Annotated in this window: 10 protein-coding genes; 7 read left to right on the top strand and 3 right to left on the bottom strand. The window is 56.6% G+C overall.

What is annotated here, in order from left to right:
• Positions 1 to 280: 280 nt before the first annotated feature.
• From N7D90_RS04765 to N7D90_RS04755, 3 genes are all read left to right on the top strand, one after another.
• Positions 281 to 1,900 (top strand): FMN-binding glutamate synthase family protein, encoded by a 1,620-nt coding sequence (locus N7D90_RS04765; RefSeq protein WP_261741106.1) that lies wholly within the window; start codon positions 281 to 283, stop codon positions 1,898 to 1,900.
• A gap of 195 nt (positions 1,901 to 2,095) precedes the next feature.
• Complete coding sequence (locus tag N7D90_RS04760) at positions 2,096 to 7,102, top strand: dermonecrotic toxin domain-containing protein (protein WP_261741105.1); 5,007 nt, start codon at positions 2,096 to 2,098, stop codon at positions 7,100 to 7,102.
• Positions 7,103 to 7,377: 275 nt separating this feature from the next.
• Complete coding sequence (locus tag N7D90_RS04755; RefSeq protein ID WP_261742379.1) at positions 7,378 to 8,478, top strand: OpgC family protein; 1,101 nt, start codon at positions 7,378 to 7,380, stop codon at positions 8,476 to 8,478.
• A 139-nt stretch (positions 8,479 to 8,617) separates the two neighbouring features.
• Here N7D90_RS04755 and N7D90_RS04750 read toward each other — a convergent pair whose 3' ends face one another.
• Positions 8,618 to 10,030, bottom strand: coding sequence for an amino acid permease (locus N7D90_RS04750; RefSeq protein ID WP_261741104.1), 1,413 nt, complete (start codon positions 10,028 to 10,030; stop codon positions 8,618 to 8,620).
• A 394-nt stretch (positions 10,031 to 10,424) separates the two neighbouring features.
• Here N7D90_RS04750 and N7D90_RS04745 point away from each other — a divergent pair, with 394 nt between their 5' ends.
• The 3 genes from N7D90_RS04745 to N7D90_RS04735 all read left to right on the top strand — a co-directional run bounded on the left by N7D90_RS04745 (position 10,425) and on the right by N7D90_RS04735 (position 15,112).
• Positions 10,425 to 13,532, top strand: coding sequence for a transglycosylase domain-containing protein (locus N7D90_RS04745; RefSeq protein ID WP_395246856.1), 3,108 nt, complete (start codon positions 10,425 to 10,427; stop codon positions 13,530 to 13,532).
• A 219-nt stretch (positions 13,533 to 13,751) separates the two neighbouring features.
• Complete coding sequence (locus tag N7D90_RS04740) at positions 13,752 to 14,330, top strand: PadR family transcriptional regulator (protein WP_261741102.1); 579 nt, start codon at positions 13,752 to 13,754, stop codon at positions 14,328 to 14,330.
• On the top strand, positions 14,327 to 15,112 hold the full coding sequence (locus N7D90_RS04735) for a siderophore-interacting protein (protein ID WP_261741101.1): 786 nt from the start codon (positions 14,327 to 14,329) through the stop codon (positions 15,110 to 15,112). The genes N7D90_RS04740 and N7D90_RS04735 overlap by 4 nt, the downstream gene beginning before the upstream one ends.
• Positions 15,113 to 15,158: 46 nt before the next feature.
• Here the strand turns inward: N7D90_RS04735 and N7D90_RS04730 are convergent, their stop codons facing one another.
• Both N7D90_RS04730 and N7D90_RS04725 read right to left on the bottom strand, forming a co-directional pair.
• Positions 15,159 to 15,797 (bottom strand): Pr6Pr family membrane protein, encoded by a 639-nt coding sequence (locus tag N7D90_RS04730; protein ID WP_261741100.1) that lies wholly within the window; start codon positions 15,795 to 15,797, stop codon positions 15,159 to 15,161.
• Positions 15,798 to 15,804: 7 nt separating this feature from the next.
• Entirely contained in the window at positions 15,805 to 16,035 is a 231-nt protein-coding gene (locus tag N7D90_RS04725; protein WP_003443274.1) for a VF530 family DNA-binding protein, read from the bottom strand.
• Between the two features lie 219 nt (positions 16,036 to 16,254).
• On the opposite strand from N7D90_RS04725, the gene N7D90_RS04720 reads away from it, so the two are divergent.
• Entirely contained in the window at positions 16,255 to 18,291 is a 2,037-nt protein-coding gene (locus N7D90_RS04720; protein WP_261741099.1) for a TonB-dependent receptor, read from the top strand.
• The last annotated feature ends 77 nt before the right edge of the window (positions 18,292 to 18,368 follow it).

Genomic DNA, 18,368 nt, shown 5'->3' with positions numbered 1-18,368 from the left:
TCGCACAGGATCACATGGCCCAACATGCCTGCAAATACACAGATGGCGCTTTTGCTCGCGCCGTCTGTATGAAGTGCCCGACTTTGGTCGGGATGGCACAACATTCAAAATCCCGTTCAATGAATAATCTGACGGGAAGATGGCATTTGCGTGATACATGACCAACACTCCCCCTGCAAACCTCCGACTCAAAGAGAGGGTTCTATTGTCCTTTTTCTGTTCTCGACCTCTTCAGGCACAACCGCCTGACGGAACAGACCAGCCTGAAACAGGAAACCGTATGAGCCTGTCACTGTTAAGCCGTTATGCGTTTTTTGCATTTTGCGTCATCTTCACCCTCGCAAGCCTGCCGTTTATGCACCATGAGTGGTTATGGCCCTTTACTGCAGTGACCCTGGGCTTGAGCCTGCTGGGGATTTTCGATCTGCTGCAAAGCCCCCACGCCGTACGCCGCAACTACCCGATCCTGGGCAATATTCGCTATCTGGTGGAAGCTATCCGCCCGGAAATTCGCCAATACCTGCTGGAGTCTGACAGCGACGCGCTGCCCTTCTCACGCGCTCAACGTTCGCTTGTGTACTCTCGAGCCAAGAATGAAAGCGCCGACAAACCCTTCGGCACCCTGGTTGACGTGTACCAGCCCGGCTTTGAATTTATCGGCCACTCCATGCGCCCTGCCCCACTGACTGACCCCAGCAGTTTTCGGGTCGTGGTGGGCGGCCCGCAATGCAGTCAGCCGTACTCGGCGTCGCTCTTCAATATATCAGCCATGAGTTTTGGCTCACTAAGCGCCAACGCGATTCGCGCCCTGAACCAGGGGGCCAAACTCGGTAACTTTGCCCACGATACGGGCGAAGGCAGTATCAGCAGCTATCACCGTGAGAACGGTGGTGACTTGACGTGGGAACTGGGTAGCGGCTACTTCGGCTGCCGCACCACAGACGGGCGTTTCGACCCACAGCGTTTTGCTGCCCAAGCCCAAACGCCGCAAGTGCGAATGATCGAAATCAAGATGAGCCAGGGTGCCAAACCGGGCCATGGCGGTATCTTGCCCAAGCACAAGGTGACCGCGGAAATTGCCGAAACCCGTGGTGTACCAATGGGTGAGGACTGCATTTCCCCGTCGCGTCACAGCGCGTTTTCGACCCCGATAGAGCTGATGCAATTTATTGCGCAATTGCGTGAGTTGTCCGGCGGCAAGCCCGTAGGCTTCAAGTTTTGCCTGGGCCATCCGTGGGAGTTCATGGGGATCGCCAAGGCCATGCTCGAAACTGGCATCCTGCCGGACTTTATCGTCATCGACGGCAAGGAAGGCGGTACAGGTGCCGCCCCCGTGGAGTTCACCGACCACATTGGCGCTCCGTTGCGCGAAGGCTTGCTGTTTGTGCACAACACGTTGGTGGGTCTGAACCTGCGGGACAAGATCAAGCTGGGCGCCAGCGGCAAAATTGTCAGCGCCTTCGACATCGCCAGCGTGCTGGCCATTGGCGCCGATTGGGCAAACTCAGCCCGGGGCTTTATGTTCGCCATTGGCTGCATTCAGTCGCAGTCCTGCCATACCAATAAATGCCCTACCGGCGTGGCCACCCAGGACACTCTGCGCCAACGTGCTCTGGTGGTGCCGGACAAGGCTCAGCGGGTATTTCAGTTCCACCGTAATACCCTTAAAGCCCTGGCCGAGATGCTGGCGGCGGCAGGCCTGGAACACCCGGCGCAACTCAAGGCCAAGCACCTGGTGCGACGCATGTCCGCCACCGAAATCAAACTGTTCTCGCAGCTGCATGTGTTCCTCAAACCCGGTGAACTGCTGACTGGCGAAGTCAACGGCGAGTTCTATTCGCGCATGTGGCAAATGGCTCGGGCGGACAGTTTTGAAGCCAACGAAATAGCTGCGGCCTAAACTGCCTGCTGCACGCACGCCGGATGGGAGAACACCGTCCGGCTACTGTTTTATTAAACTAAAGGTATTACATGGTTATTTATCAGTATTGAATACTTGATTGTCCGACCCACCAGAACAACCACTATTTAGACTTTTTAGCGACCTTCTTACTTCATAGACTCAGAGGACACTTAACGATACGGATATTGACCCATGCCTGACGCAAACCCGCCGCTTGACGACGCTGACCTGCGCAAAGTCGGCATCCACCATGACCTTATAAAAACATCCGTTAAATACTTACCCCCTTACTTGATAGAACACTTAAACAACTCCCCCTTCAGCCTTCCTCAATGGTTTACCCACGCGACACCCCAGCAACGTCATGATTTAAAGCACACACAACAACTCAATGATCAGTCATTCAGCGCGGTCAGCACCTATCTGGAGCAGATCAGTACGGTCGAATCTTTTGCCGCGCCCTTACTGGAACACGCCTTAAAGGCTACTTTCGGGATTACCTGCGACGTCAAAAAAAATGTGATCACCATCACCACACTCAACCGGTTTACCCAAGAGGTTGAAAGCTCGACGACCCAGACCCTCCTGCAAGCAGCACTGCATAATTTTAACGCCGCACAGACCGAGCCCGGAGGTATCCCACGCAGGTCAAACCTTTGGGACTACCAATCGCTGCGCCCCAGGGATCCTCCGGCCAAACGGCTAGAGATAGAACCGGTTGCCTTTGCCCGCCTGTGCCGGGACCTGGATATCGGCGGCCAATATCAGACCCACCTGAATACGCTTTTTAACCCGTCAGATGTGGCTATAAAAACAACCCTGGACCAGGCCTTTGTCCAGCATGAGCGTCATGTATTGATGCTGCAGGCACAGAGTGCCCTGATGAAAGGGGATATTACTGAACGTACCCATGCAACGCTGATAAGTTACTGTCGCGGCCCACATAATCCGTTATTTAACGACCTGCCAATGACGTGTAACTCATTGGCCCTTGACGATATCCCGTTCACCTCAATGATTCTGGCGCATGGCTCGCCACTTGAGCAGGGGCAGCGCTGCATCGTGTATATACCTGGCGACCCTGTAAGTTGCCTCAAGGAATACCCTAGTGTCCGCGATGCGGCTGCCGATCTGGAAGAAAAACTGCAAGACAAAAACTACCGGAGCTTCTTTATTCATCTGGCGCCTCAATATCAAAAACTGAAACTGGCAAAACGCTTGAACAGACGCTTTGTCGATGCCAGCCGGGACCCTCTGGAAATGCAGTTCAACCCCGTCGCGAGCAACCTCTTTGAGTATTTATACGCGCAGAAAAAACAACAACTCCTGCGCGACGCTTACTTCCTTGCGGTACCCACCGCCGCTATCAACCGCGTGTCGCTGATTGACCGCATCGAGCACTACTTTGATACCGCACTGAATGTTCTGAATGTAGCGGCCCTGTTTGTGCCCGGTGTGGGGGAGCTGATGGCGGTGGTCTTTGCGGCTCAGGTCATGACCGATATTTATCACGGCATTGAAGCCTGGGAACAGGATGAAAAAGCCCTTGCCTGGGCCTATACCCGAAGCGTGTTGATCAACGCAGCCCTGGTAGCAGCGGCGGGCAAGCTGGCCAGCGAAGTGGTCAAACCGGTGCCCATTGAGATATCGCCCTTTGTTGAAGAGCTGGATGTCATCACCTTGGCCCAGGGCAAGACTCAACTGTGGAAGCCCGACCTCAAACCCTATGAGCACGAAATCAGTTTTGATTCATCGATAAAAGCCGACAAGCACGGATTGTATCGCCACGAGGAAAAGAACTACCTGAAACTCGAGGGCAAGCACTATCAAGTCGAAACCGCAGCCGATGGCAGCTACCACTTGCAACACCCTACAACCCCGCAGGCCTATACACCGGTAATTCGTACTAACGGCCAAGGCGCCTGGGTGCATGAAGTTGAAGAGCTTGAACAGTGGAACGACCCCACATTTGTGCGCCGTCTTGATCCTTCAGTCCACGACTTGAGCGACCAGCAGGCACTCGACATGTTCCATGCCTCGAACACGGATGCAGGCCAACTGCGCCAGAGCTTTATCGACCAGCAGCCGCCTCCTGCGTTGCTGGAAGATTGCATCAAGCGCTTTGATGCCAATCAAACCCTGGACCATTTTATCGCGCAGATGCGCACTGGCAATGTAGCGGCCGATCCACTTCTGCAACTACAAGTACTGGTTGAGGCAGACACCTGGCCCCGTACCAAGGCGTTGCGCTGTATCGACAACCTGGGCAACACCATCGTGGAGTACGGCAACACAACCTCTCTCAAATTACCCGTCATTCAAATACTCGACAGTCAGGTGCGCCAAGGGCATTTGCTAAAAACCGTACTGCAATCACTGGACACCGCCGAAACAAGATTTCTGATCGGACCCGACCCCGTAACAGGCTCCGTGGTGTACGACCTTGACGCGCAAGTTCAGCAACTGAGCACCAGGATTGCCGAGCATGCCGAGCGCCTGCGCGAAGGTTTGTTTACGTCCCTGTATGAGCTGACACAACGGTCCCGTAACCCTCTGGTAAAACAGCTTGTCGATGTATTTCCAGAGCTGCCGGTTGCCGCCGCCAATGAAATGATCAGCGCTGCAACCTCGACTGAAATCCGGCAACTGCAGGACGGCGTCCGCGTACCTCTGCGCCTGCAGGAAGAAGCCCGGACATTTGCCCAGGAAGCTCGGCTGATGCGAGCATACGACAGTTATTTTTTTGGTTACCAGTCCACGCCGGATACGCAAAAACTGATTTTGCACAGCCTTGAGCAAATGCCCGGCTGGCCAGCCGACCTGCGCCTGGAAGTACGCGAGCGCACGCTTGCCGGGCGCCTGCTTGATCATGTTGGCCCCACAGATGCGCCGATCCGCAAAGTTCTGGTCAATGAGGGCAATCGCTACACCACCTACAACGGCCACGAACAAATGCTCCACGGCCTGGATGACATCTACGCCTCAGTGCTCCATGCACTGCCAGACGAGCAACGGGCAGCACTGGGTTTCCCTCATACAGGTCAAGGCCAGGCCCTAAAGGAGGCGCTGGCCGAACGTGCGCCGATGGCGCGACAAACCCTGAGAAAGGTTCTTGGCCTGCAACCGACTACCCTGAAAGCCGAGTCCCCGCTGCAACTGGCCAAAGGCCGTGCTGGTTATCCAGCGTTGGATATACAACCCGCACGCTGTGGCCGGGCGCCTTTTGCGTGCATGCCAGCCAATCCGAGAAGGATCCGGCATCTGAAGTCCAAGCTCTTTCCCATGCATACCTATGAGGTCGTTGAGGACTTTCTGGAACTTCAAAGCCTCTACAGTCGAGCAGGACTGGCCCGGCTTGAGGCGCTGAATAAAGAATACAAGGTACTCAAGGACACCCTGGTCGACTGGATCAACGGGCCTCTGGAAATGGTCCAGATCAGCGAGTCGCACATACGCCCCGTGCATATCCGCGACAAGACCCGTGCCGCCAACAAAATCATCAGATGCTGGCAACGCAGCTCCGGGCTCGGTGGAGAGCATCCTGGAACCATACTCAATATCAGCGATATGGATCTGGCCAGATTACCTCCCATCAATGCCGGCTTCAGTCACGTCACCTCGTTGCAAATGAACGATATGTACCTGCACCACAGCATTGACCCGTTCCTGGCCCAGTTCCCCAATCTGCAAGAGCTGAAATTCGAATCGGCCCACCTGAAAGAGCTCCCGCCGTCATTGTTCAACTTGCAGGCCTTGAAACAGCTTCACCTGTCGAATAACCGCATAACCCTCACTGCTGAAGCCGCAGACAAATTGGCAACCTTGAAAGACCTCAGGGTGCTCAACTTGAGCAACAACCCGCTCGGGGTCATACCGGGCTTCACGCAAATGAGCGAGTTGGCGCGCCTGAACCTGAAAAACACCGGGCTCACACAGTGGCCAGCAGGCATTGAACAGCTGGAGCGGCTGATGCATCTCGATCTGCGCGATAACAACCTGACAACCGTGCCAGAGGGTTACTTCCAGATACCGGCGCAAAGGTTGAGAAATACCTTTTTGCACGACAATCCTTTGGATAACTCGACCTTTGCCGCGGTCAATGCATACCGAACTCGCCTGGGGCTTGCCCTGGAAAATCGCGTCCATGTGCCCGAGCCGGTCAACCGCGCCAATCTGTGGCTCGATCTCAACCTGGACGAGCCAGAGCGTGCTCTGAGAAGCGAGCTGTGGGCGGCTCTGGAGGCAGAGCCACACGCTGAGAACTTCTTCAGGATCATTCGCGATCTCGTAGCTTCAGCGGACTTCGAACGCGCTCGCCCACTGTTGACCGAGAGAGTCTGGAAAGTACTTGAGACCACTGCCGAAGACGCAGGGTATCGAGAAGAGGTCTTTGCCAACTCCCAGGAAAACGAAACCTGCGTCGATCGCACCTCGACCATTTTCAGCCGCTTCGGGTTCAAGCTGTTGCTGCGCGAAGCGTTGCTGGCTGAAGGCAGTGTCAAGGAAAGCAAGCTGCTCACGCTTATGAAAGGTCGAGTGCGTTTGCTTGAGCTGGATGACATTGCCCAAACCCAAATTGCCTTGCAGACCCATGCATACGAATCGGCCGTGAGCGAAGGCGTGTTATCACCCCCCGAAATACAAAGACTTAAACCTGACGAGCTTGAGGTAAAGCTGGTCTATCAGGTGGACTTGGCGCAACGCCTTGATCTGCCCTGGCAGCCGTCGCATATGCTGTTTCGGGACATGGCAAAAATATCCCCGGCGCAAATCGAGGAGGCCTATCAGATCGTGCTCAACCAAGAAGCCGTACCCGGTTACATGGCCAAAAAGTTGCTCGAAGAAAGCATCTGGCGTGACTTCATCGAAACTGCCTACAGCGACGATATACGAACCAGTAACGCACTTGTAGAACAGCGCAATCACGACCTGGAAGCCCTTCAGGAAAAACAGCAGCAGTGGGTGGATACCACAGGCAGTAATGACACCGCCGCCCGCAGGCTATTGCAAAGCGACTTGAAGCAACTGGCGCAAAGACTGGTTATCGATGAGGCCCGGGTTTTCGGCGGTGCCCCCATGCCTGATACCGACTATTACGCCGAGCTTGAAAAAATGGACCAGCAGAAGAAGAAAACCCTGGAGCGCATTACCCAGCGAATTCTCGATAAAAAACCGCTGGAGACTATTATCGAAGAGTGATCCCTACCCCTTGATCACAAAGCAATGCTTCTGTGGGAGCGAGCCTGTTCGCGAAGGTCGTTAACAATACCGCGTGGTTGCTGAATAACCGTGATGTTGTTGAAACCGTCGCGAGCAGGCTCACTCCCACAGCCGGGTTCACTCGAAACTTAAGTGAACAGCACGACCTTTGCATTTAAGTTCTATTAACGTCACCCTGCGCGCCGCCATCAGGTGGCGCGCAATCACCACAGCGCCATTTTTTTTCTTCAATCTTGACCTGAGTACTTGCAGTGATACTTAACGGACGCGACCACCGCATCGACTTTTTTCGCGGGCTGGCGCTGATTTTTATCTTCTGGGATCACATCCCGCACAACCCGCTGGCCGAACTGACCGTACGCAATTTCGGGTTTAGTGACGCGGCGGAGATCTTTGTGTTTCTGGCCGGTTATGCCGCCGTACTGGCCTACGGCAAAATTGCTCAACGCGATGGATTTCTGGTCGCCAGCGTGAAAATCCTGCGCCGCGCCTGGGTGCTGTACGTGGTGCATATCTTTCTGCTGGCGGTGCTCATGGGCATCGTCTTTTATGCCAACAACCACGTCGAAACCCGTGATCTGGTGCAGGAAATGGGCTTGCAGTACTTCCTGAGCAACCCACAACAGGCGCTGACCGACGAGTTGCTGCTGCGCTTCAAGCCCAACCTGATGGACCCGCTGCCGCTGTATATCGTGCTGCTGCTCGGTTTGCCGCTGGTGCTGCCGATGCTGCTGCGCAAGGCCGTGTACGTGGTTGGCGCATCACTGGCCCTGTACCTGCTGGCGCCGGTATGGAACTTCTCGGCACAGGAAGGTGGCGTGTGGTTTTTCAATCCCATGGCCTGGCAGTTCCTGTTTATTCTGGGCGGTGCGGCGGCGATCCAAGGGCAACGGGCCAAGGCTCCTGAAACCCGGCCATTATCGCGCCAGCCTTTGTTTCTGGCGGCAGCGGTGTACTTGTTGCTCACTGGTTTGCTGGCTTTGTCATGGAAATGGCCGCAGCTTCACGATGCTCTTATGCCGCTGTGGCTGGGCGAGCATTTGTATCCGATCAGCAAGACCAACCTGTCACCAGTCCGCCTGCTGCACTTTTTGGCCCTGGCTTACGTGGTAGCCAAAGTGGTGCCCCACAGTGACTGGCTTAACAACTGGTTTGCTCGCCAAACCTGTCGTATGGGTCGCTATTCACTGGAGGTGTTCTGCTTGGGCGTGATCCTGGCGCCGCTGGCTGACATGCTCAATGCGCTGGGCGGTGACACAATGGTGATGCAGCTATTCAGCGCGTTGATGGGCGTAGGCATCATGGCAGTCCTGGCAGCATGGCTGGACTGGAACAAGCGTCTGGGCAAAGCCTGACGCAAGAATGGAGGGTAGTTTTTAGCTTTTGTGGGAGCTGGTTTGCCTGCGATGCAGGCGCTGCGGTCTGTGAGGTAGACCGCAGTGATGCGATCGCGAGCAGGCTCGCTCCCACAAAGGCTGTGGGAGCGAGTATCCGTTAACGCGCTTCGGAAGCTGTCGCTTGAGTCGGCTGCAACTTGAACACATAAAACAGCACGGTCAGCAGGATCAGGAATGCCGGGCCTACAAACAAAGCGATTCGCGTCTCTTCGAAGTAGGCCATTAGCCCTACCACCATCAACAAGAATGCCAATGCCGCGTACGAGCTATACGGGAACAGCCACATGCGGTACTTCAGGGCGGCGGCTTCTTGCGGGCTCAGATTTTTGCGGAAGCGCAATTGCGCCAGCAAGATCATCAGCCAGGTCCAGATCGCGCCAAAGGTCGCAATGGCCGTCACCCAGACAAACACCTTTTCAGGTGCCATGTAGTTAAGCACGACACCCAACAGCAACACGGCAATCGACAGCAGCAACGCTTGACGCGGAACACCGTTCTTTGAGGTGGTGCCGAAGTTGGCCGGAGCCTGGCCGTTTTGCGCCAGGCTATAAAGCATGCGACCGGTGCTGAAAATCCCGCCATTGCACGACGACAAAGCTGCGGTAATCACCACGAAGTTGATGATCCCGGCCGCCGTCTTGATCCCCAAACGCTCGAAGGTCATTACAAACGGACTGCCCGAAGTACCTATTTCGTTCCACGGGTAGATCGACAGGATGACAAACAGGGCGCCTACGTAGAACAACAGAATGCGCCAGAACACCGAGCCAATCGCGCTAGGGATAGTCTTTTGCGGGTTCTTGGCTTCACCGGCGGTCAGGCCGATCATCTCGACACCGAGGTAGGCGAACATCACCATTTGCAGCGACATCAGCACGCCCTGGATGCCGTTGGGCATAAAGCCGCCGTGGGTCCAGAGGTTGGAAATACCCAGCGCAACACCATCATTGCCGAAGCCAAACGCGATGATGCCAATGCCACCGAGTACCATCGCAATGATGGTGACGATCTTGATCAACGCAAACCAGAACTCGAACTCACCAAACGCCTTGACCGCGATCAGGTTGATCGAACCCATGCTGATCAGCGCCGCCAGGGCCCAGATCCAGCGCGGTACATCGGGGAACCAGACACCCATGTACACCGCCACGGCGGTGATTTCGGCGACACAGGTCACCAGCCACAGGAACCAATAGTTCCAGCCGGTCAAAAAACCGGCCAACGGGCCAAGGTAGTCTTGGGCATAGCGGCTGAACGAGCCGGCAACCGGGTTGTGCACGGCCATTTCGCCGAGTGCGCGCATGATCACCAGAATGGCCAGGCCACCGATGATGTAGGACAGCATGATGGCCGGACCGGCCATTTCGATTGCTTTGGCCGAACCCAGAAACAGGCCGACACCAATGCAGGCGCCAAGCGCCATCAGACGAATATGGCGTTCGCCAAGTTCGCGTTTGAGTGGACCGCCTTGCACGGTTTCACCGTGGGGCTGGTGGTTGCCGACTGGCATAAAAGTACAACCTCGTATTGTTATTGGATATACATCAGCAGAGCGCTCGAGAAAGACGGGAGGATCACCTGTCTTGCCTCTTGATCAGCCACGACCTTGTAGGCCGACAGATCAAAAAGGAGATGCCCTACTAAGATCGGCGGCGAGTATTGCACAGCATTGGTGCACAGTCATGCCCCTACCCAAGACGTATTTACCTAGTTTGAAGGCTCTATTCCCACACTCAGGATTCAGGGGGATCTGTTGCTGTCGCCGGATGCGGCGTAGATCAAAGTCCTTCAATAATCCTTGCCCACAATATTGTCAGATATGACTCACAAATTTTTCGCCTGTATCTGTCAGCGTCTACGCTTCAATCAAGCGCAACCAATATGCGTACATGGACCTGTCGACTATGGGCGTACTGAGGCATCCAAACTCCAGTAACACGACGGCGCCATCAGGGGTAATGGACGATATTGCGCCCCCGCCGCCACCTCGGCGCAAGCGCTATGGATGGCTTCTGTTCGGGCTATTAGTACTGATCGGACTGGTCGTATTGGGGTTTGCAATTGCCCAAGAGGTGCGCAGCTCCAGGCTGCAGGCCCGCGAGTTCAGCCGCTTTGCCGCGTCGCTGAGCTATTCGATGCACCCGGGGCCTACCGACTCGATGCTGTATCCCGGCGAAGGGCCTTTCGACAAGCGTTTAGGCTATAGCTCACTGGGTTACTTTCTGCCGCGCCTGCAAAAACGTGACTACGTGATAACCCAGCAAACTCGCTTTTCGCCAGCGTTACTGAGTTATAGCGAGAAAGGATTTTTCGTACCCTACCCAGAGAAGATTCAGGCAGGACTCTCGATCACCGATTGCGCGGGCAGCGCGTTGTATCAGTACAACTACCCGCAGCAGCTGTATTCGAGCTTTGCCAGTATTCCGCCGCTGGTGGTACACAGCTTGCTGTTTATCGAGAACCGCGACCTGCTTGACCCTAAAGAACCGCTGGCGAACCCCGCTGTGGACTGGCCGCGTTTTGGCATGGCGGTTTACTCCCAGGCAGCCAAGTTACTGCATCTGCCGGGGCAATCCGCGGGTGGCAGTACTCTGGCCACTCAGCTGGAAAAGTATCGGCACTCACCGGATGGGCTGACGTTGTCGGGCAGCGAAAAATTGCGCCAGATGATCTCGGCCAGCGTGCGCGCCTACCAGGACGGCCCCCAAACACTCCCCGCACGACAACAGGTGGTGCGTGATTACCTCAACAGCGTACCGCTGTCGGCCGTGCCCGGTCACGGTGAAGTCCACGGCATGGCTGAAGGGTTACGGGTGTGGTACGGCGCAGACTTCAATCAGGTCAACCAGCAATTGAGCAGTACCGCCACTGACCCCAAAAGCCTGGCGCAACGCGGGCTGGCCTTGCGCGAAGTACTGTCGTTGATGATTGCTCAGCGCAGGCCCTCGCACTATCTGGCCAGAGGCCGCGACGAACTGGCGCAACTGACCGACAGCCATATTCGCCTGCTGGCACTAAACAACGTGATCACCCCCGCGCTGACTGACGCCGCACTGGCCAGTCACGTTACCTACCGCGATTGGACGCTGGCGCCAACAATGCAACCCAACGAAACCAACAAGGGCATCAGCGTTGCCCGCAGTCGGCTTTCAGTCCTGCTCAAGCGCCCGCTGTATGACCTTGATCGCCTTGACCTGTCGGCCACCAGTACCTTGCAGGGCGATTTGCAGCGCCAGGTCAGTGACTACCTGCGCCAACTGGCTGACCCTGCTTTCGCTGGAAAAATGGGCCTGCTGGGCCCCTACCTGTTGACCGCCACCAGTACCGCCCAAGTACGTTACAGCTTCACCTTGTTCGAGCTCACCCCGGACGGTGCACGCGCACGCGTACAAACCGACAGCACCGACCAGCCCTTCGACATCAATGAGGGCAGCAAGCTGGAACTGGGCTCCACCGCAAAACTGCGGGTACTGACCACCTATCTGCAAATCATTTCAGAGTTGCACGAGCGCTACGCCAGCCAGCCCAGTGTCACGTTGAAAAAAATCCAGATCACTGACCAGGATCCCCTGACCCGCTGGGCACTGAGTTACATGATCCAGAATCCTGGCTCAAACCTGGCGCCAATGCTCGATGCCGCGCTTGATCGCCAATACTCAGCCAACCCCGGCGAGGGTTTCTTCACCGGTGGCGGCATGCATCACTTCCATAACTTCCGCAATCAGGACAACAACCGCAGCCCGACGCTGCGCGACGCGATACGCGAATCGATCAACCTGCCATTTGTACGTCTGATGCGTGATGTGGTGCGTTACACCAGCTATCAATCGCCGACCAACAACGCCGAGCTGCTCAGGGACGATCTCAACCCGCTTCGCCAGGAATATCTGAGCCGGTTCGCCGATCGCGAAGGCACGACCTTCATGCTCAAGTTCTGGAAAAAATACAAAGGCAAAGAATCCAAGGCTCGCCTCGACACCTTTTTGGACAGCATGCACCCCACCGCCATCCGCATGTCTGCGGTACACCGCTACCTGTTCCCCAATGCTGACCAGGCCACGTTTGACCGCTTTGTGCGCTCACACCTGAGCAGCGACAAAATCCCTGACGAGCGCCTGGCCAAGCTGTATCAAAGTTACGGCCCTGGAGCCTATAACCTGCCCGACCAAGGCTATATCGCCAAAGTCCATCCGCTGGATCTGTGGTTACTGGGATATTTGCTCAATAACCCGCAGGCCACCTTCCAGCAAGCCGTGGCCGCGAGCGAACATGAACGGCAGGAAGTTTACAGCTGGCTGTTTAAAAGCCGACACAAGAGCGCTCGCGACAGTCGTATCCGCACCATGCTGGAAATTGAAGCGTTCCTCGATATCCATCAGCGCTGGCAAAAAGTCGGCTACCCGTTTGACCATCTGGTGCCCTCCCTTGCCACCGCGTTGGGCAGCTCCGGGGATCGTCCGGCGGCACTCTCCGAGCTGATGGGAATCATACTGAACGATGGCGTACGTTTGCCGGTATTACGTATTGACACCCTGCATTTCGCCGCAAATACGCCCTACGAAACCCGCCTGACCAACGACCCTGACAAAGGTGAACGGGTAATGCCCAGCGAAGTCGCCACAGCCGTACGTGACGCCCTCTCGCAGGTGGTGGATGCCGGTACTGCACGCAGGGTCTCAGGCAGTTTCAAACTTGACGATGGTTCGCCGCTGGCCATGGGCGGCAAAACCGGCACCGGCGACAACCGCATAGAGAGCATGGGCGCTGGCGGACGAATCCTCAGTTCCAAGTCAATCAATCGCACAGCCACCTTCGTGTTTTATATTGGCGAGCATCACTTCGGCACCTTGACCGCCTTTGTCCCTGGGCGCTCGGCCGAGGCCTTCAAATTCACCTCAGCGTTACCGGTACAAGTGCTCAAGGGCATGGCCCCGATCCTTACGCCTTATCTGCAACCTGGCACCAATACCTTGTGTCATGCACCTGTGGCGGTACAAACCGCAAGCAATTAAAACCCTACCTGTAGCCGCTGCCGAAGGCTGCGATAAGGGCCGCAGGACCTTCGCTTCAGATTCAAAAGCAGAGGTCGCTGCGCAACCTTTCGCAGCCTGCGGCAGCGGCTACAGGGTTTCGCAACACAGTTGAGAATAATTACCGTTCGTCGTCCGAGTTTTTACATTTCTTAAGATATATCTTAAGTTGTATCTAACTTAAAAAGAGGACGAAGAGAAATGAGCGAACATCATCCCCATCATCGCGAACATGGCACGGGCCAGGACGGTTTTGAGAAGCGTACCGGTCGCGAACGTGGCGGCCGCGGCCCCCGAGTATTTGCCCCTGGTGATTTGAAATTATTGCTGCTGGCACTGATCGCCGAGCAGCCTTGCCACGGCTACGACCTGATCCGCCAGATCGAAGGTTTATTCGACGGCGCCTACAGCCCGAGCCCCGGCGTGATTTACCCCACACTGACCTTTCTTGAAGAAAGCGAAATGATTCAAGGCGACGCGCAAGGCGGGAAAAAACGCTATTGCGTGACCGACCTTGGCCGCCAGTCCCTGGCCGACCAAGCTATTGCCCTGGACGGCGTGCGCATGCGCATCGATGTCAGCAAACGCTCCTTGCGCGGCCATGATCGCCCCGCAGAAATCCACGAGGCGGTGCACAACCTGCGCCATGCCCTGCAAATGCACCACGGTCGCTGGAGCCCCGAAGAGATCCTGCGGGTGCGCGATCTGCTCAACAACACCGCCAAAGCCATCGTCGATGGCCCTGTTACTGCCCAGCCTACGCAGGAGAACGCTGAATGAATGCCGCAAACCCACAGACCATTCACCGGGTCATGCATGAAATCAAACGTCGCAAACTTGAAGTGCTGCGAGTCGTCGACCTGACCCCGCGCATGCGCCGCATTACCCTGGGCGGGCCTGAGTTGGCAGGTTTTATCAGCTTGGGCAGCGATGACCACGTAAAACTGTTTTTCCCGCAAAACGCTGAAGAACAGACAGCCCTGGAAAATCTGCAATTGAGCGCAGGTCAAAAAGGCAACGCCATGCCGCCGATGCGCGACTACACCCCGCGTCGTTATGACTTGAACAGCTTTGAGCTGGATATCGACTTTGTACTGCACGGGGACGGCCCAGCCGCTACCTGGGCCGCTCAGGCCGCACCCGGTCAACTCCTGCATATCGGCGGACCACGCGGTTCGATGGTGGTGCCGGACATCTTCGACAGTTACCTGCTGATCGGTGACGAAACCGCATTGCCAGCCATCGCCCGACGCCTGGAAGAACTGCCAGCCAATCGCCGTGCTTTAGTGGTGGTCGAGGTGGAGAACGCCCTTGAGGAACAACCACTGAACAGCGCTGCTTCGGTTGAGGTGATCTGGGTACATCGCGACGCCCCTGAGCAGGACCTGCTCAACACGGTTGAGGGCCTGAGCATCCCGACTGGCGAGTTGTACGCTTGGGTCGCCACGGAAAGCGGCCTGTCGCGCAAAGTGCGCAGAGTCCTACTGGACACCCACGGTTTGAACGAAGAGTTCGTCAAAGCTGTTGGCTACTGGCGGTTGGATGGCAGTACAGAAGAGTAATTGCTCTCGACATCTTGTAGCCGCAGCCTCGTTCCTTCAGCAGCGGCTACGCGCGTGTTCCAGACCGACGATCCACCGCCATCACTACCAGCGCCACCGCAACAAACCCCGCCAAGATCCCGCTGGCATTGATAAACGTCTGCGCATAGCCAATCTTTTCGACATCTACAAACGGATATGGGTACACACCCAGCAGGTGCCCTCGCAGCAGGATGTAGGCGAAATACATCAGCGGATACACAACCCAAAGCCCGATATGACAGGCCCGCAATGAACCCTTGGGCACACAAAACCACCAGTACAACGCAAACAGCAGCGGCATCACATCGTGCAGTATTTCGTTGGCCAGCCACTGCAAACCTTCAGGCTGCCAGAGCTGGCGCAGCAGTAAGCTATACGCCGCACCCACCACAATAATGCTGACGGCAATACCGCTACCGACCCACGGCTGCAAGAAAAACGTCCTGCCCCTGGAGACCCTGGTGTCTGCCGCATAAGTCAGTACGGTGGCCGCCAAGGTGTTAGTCAGGATGGTAAAAAAACTGAAGTAACTCACCAGCCCGCCCACCACACTTGCGCCGCTCGCCCAGCGAGCGAACAGCACCAGTTCAAGCTGAATCGCCAAACCGCTCCAGCCCAGGATCGCCATCGCGACGCAAAGCCTGTGCTTTGTCACTGCACTCATACGCAGATCAAAGCTCGCGTTTGGTGCGAGCGTATTTCACATACAGTTTTTCAACTTTTTCCCGCGCCCACGGCGTTTTACGCAGGAACGTCAGGCTCGACTTGATGCTCGGGTCGCTCTTGAAGCAGCGAATATCAATACGCTCGGCCAGACCTTCCCACTCGTAATGCGCCACCAGCGCAGTGAGGATCTGTTCCAGCGTCACGCCGTGCAATGGGTTGTTGTTGGGTTCAGTCATGCCGGGCCTTTAAAGCAAAAGAGAGAAAGCCGCGCACCTTAGCCGAGCACCTGCTCAGGGGGAAGTGCATTCGGTACGGAGCAAGTCTAGCCCTGACTCGAGGCACGAATGAAAGTTCCGCTAGGAGAGCATGAAAGTAATGTTATATTGTAACTATAGCTTTCGATTCAAAGAGCGCTCAGCGCCGCTTTCTTCTCCACACTTGCCAAGGAACTTGCAATGTCCTCCCCTGCCTTCCCGCGTCACCTGCGACGTCTTCGTCTAACACCACTCGCCACTGCACTGCTCCTCGCCTCCCCGGCCTACGCCCTTGAACTGCAACCGCAAGTGATTACCGGCAACCCACTGGGCAACAGCCAACTGGCCTCGCCAACCACCGTGCTGGAAGGCGACGACCTTACCCTGCTGCAGCAAGGCAGCTTGGGCGAAACCCTCAACAAGCAGCCGGGCGTGTCTTCTTCCTACTTCGGCCCAGGCGCCAGCCGACCGATCATTCGCGGACTGGATGGCGACCGTATCCGCATCCTGCGCAACGGTGTCGGAGCACTGGATGCCTCGTCGCTGTCGTATGATCACGCCGTACCGCTGGACCCGGTCAACGTTGAACGCATCGAAATAGTGCGCGGCCCGGCAGCCCTGCTGTACGGCGGCAATGCCATTGGTGGCGTGGTCAACACCTTCGACAACCGTATCCCCACCGCCGCTATCGATGGCATTCACGGCGCGGGCGAACTGCGCTACGGCGGCGCTGACACAACCCGCAGCAGTGCCGGCAAACTGGAAGCCGGTGATGGCACCTTCGCCCTGCATCTGGATGCCAACGCCCGCGAGTTCAATGACCTGAAAATCCCTGGCTATGCCCGCAGCCGTCATGCCCCTGAAAGCGACGATGGCGACGAAAAGAAAGGGCGTTTGGGCAACAGTAATGGCCGTCAGGACGGGGGTGCCGTGGGCGGCTCCTACACTTGGGAGGATGGTTACGCAGGTCTGTCCTACAGCACTTACGACGCCAACTACGGATCACCGGCCGAGCAGGACGTACGCATCCGCATGAAGCAGGATCACTACGCCTTCGCCTCGGAAATCCGCAATCTGCAAGGCCCCTTCAGCTCACTGAAAATGGACGCCGGTTACACCGATTACGAACACCGTGAAATCGAGGGCGGCGAAGTCGGTACTACCTTCAAAAACAAAGGCTACGAAGCCCGCGTTGAAGCGCGCCATGTACCCATTGGCCCGCTCGAAGGCATCGTCGGAGCACAGGTCAATCGCAATGAGTTTTCGGCCCTGGGCGAAGAGGCTTTCGTGCCGCAGACCGACACCAACAGCGGCGCGCTGTTTATTCTCGAAGAACTGCAAGCCACCGACCGACTCAAGCTCAGCCTCGGCGGGCGCCTGGAACACACCGTGGTCGACCCCGATGCCAAGGGCAACGAGCGCTTTGCGGCGGCCGACAGTTCCAAAAGCTTCACCTCGGGCAGCCTGTCTTCAGGCGCCGTGTTCACCCTCACCCCGATCTGGTCGCTGGCCGCTACCTTGGGCTACACCGAACGCGCACCAACGTTCTACGAGCTGTACGCCAATGGCGCCCACGTCGCCACCGGCACCTATGAAGTGGGCAACGCCAATCTGGCGAAAGAAAAAGCCGTCTCCAGCGATCTGGCACTGCGCTTTGACAATGGCACCCACAAAGGCAGTGTCGGCGTGTTCTACAGCCACTTCTCCAATTACATCGGCTTGCTGGGCACAGGTCGCACCCTGAATGACGAAGGTGAACCTGACGCAGATGGCATTCCCGAATACACCTATTCCGGGGTACGGGCACGCTTCACTGGCTTTGAAGCCAAGGATCACTGGAAGTTGGGTGAAAGCGCTTACGGTAAGTTCGCCCTTGAGCTGTCGGGGGACTACACCCGCGCCACCAACCTCGATACCGGCGAAGCATTGCCACGTATTGCCCCCTTGCGCCTGAGCAGTGGCCTGCTGTGGGAGCTGGACCGCTGGCAGGCAAGGGTCGATGTCGAACACGCCAGCAATCAGGGCCGCGTGCCGGCCAATGAATCCGGCACCGACGGCTACACCACCCTGGGCGCCAGCGCCGGTTATCACTTTGATGTCGGTAGCAGCCAATGGCTGGCATTCGTCAAAGGCGACAATTTGACCAACCAGACTGTGCGTTATGCCAGTTCTATTTTGCGTGACATAGCACCCGCGCCAGGACGCGGTATCGAAGTCGGCCTACGCACCACATTTTAAGCTGCACATCAGTAAATACGCGGCCTCCAATCAAGGGAGGCCGCGACAAAAACGCCCTGGGGCGAACGGTCGCAGCA

This window comes from Pseudomonas fragi, assembly GCF_025426255.1.
Classification (GTDB): Bacteria; Pseudomonadota; Gammaproteobacteria; order Pseudomonadales; family Pseudomonadaceae; genus Aquipseudomonas; species Aquipseudomonas kulmbachensis.
This window is presented reverse-complemented; position numbering and strand designations above follow the sequence as displayed.

Coding starts and splice junctions, on each gene's coding strand:
- N7D90_RS04765 (WP_261741106.1), top strand. CDS start 281: ATGAGCCTGTCACTGTTAAGCCGTTATGCGTTTTTTGCATTTTGCGTC.
- N7D90_RS04760 (WP_261741105.1), top strand. CDS start 2,096: ATGCCTGACGCAAACCCGCCGCTTGACGACGCTGACCTGCGCAAAGTC.
- N7D90_RS04750 (WP_261741104.1), bottom strand. CDS start 10,030: ATGCCAGTCGGCAACCACCAGCCCCACGGTGAAACCGTGCAAGGCGGT.
- N7D90_RS04745 (WP_395246856.1), top strand. CDS start 10,425: ATGGGCGTACTGAGGCATCCAAACTCCAGTAACACGACGGCGCCATCA.
- N7D90_RS04740 (WP_261741102.1), top strand. CDS start 13,752: ATGAGCGAACATCATCCCCATCATCGCGAACATGGCACGGGCCAGGAC.
- N7D90_RS04735 (WP_261741101.1), top strand. CDS start 14,327: ATGAATGCCGCAAACCCACAGACCATTCACCGGGTCATGCATGAAATC.
- N7D90_RS04730 (WP_261741100.1), bottom strand. CDS start 15,797: ATGAGTGCAGTGACAAAGCACAGGCTTTGCGTCGCGATGGCGATCCTG.
- N7D90_RS04725 (WP_003443274.1), bottom strand. CDS start 16,035: ATGACTGAACCCAACAACAACCCATTGCACGGCGTGACGCTGGAACAG.
- N7D90_RS04720 (WP_261741099.1), top strand. CDS start 16,255: ATGTCCTCCCCTGCCTTCCCGCGTCACCTGCGACGTCTTCGTCTAACA.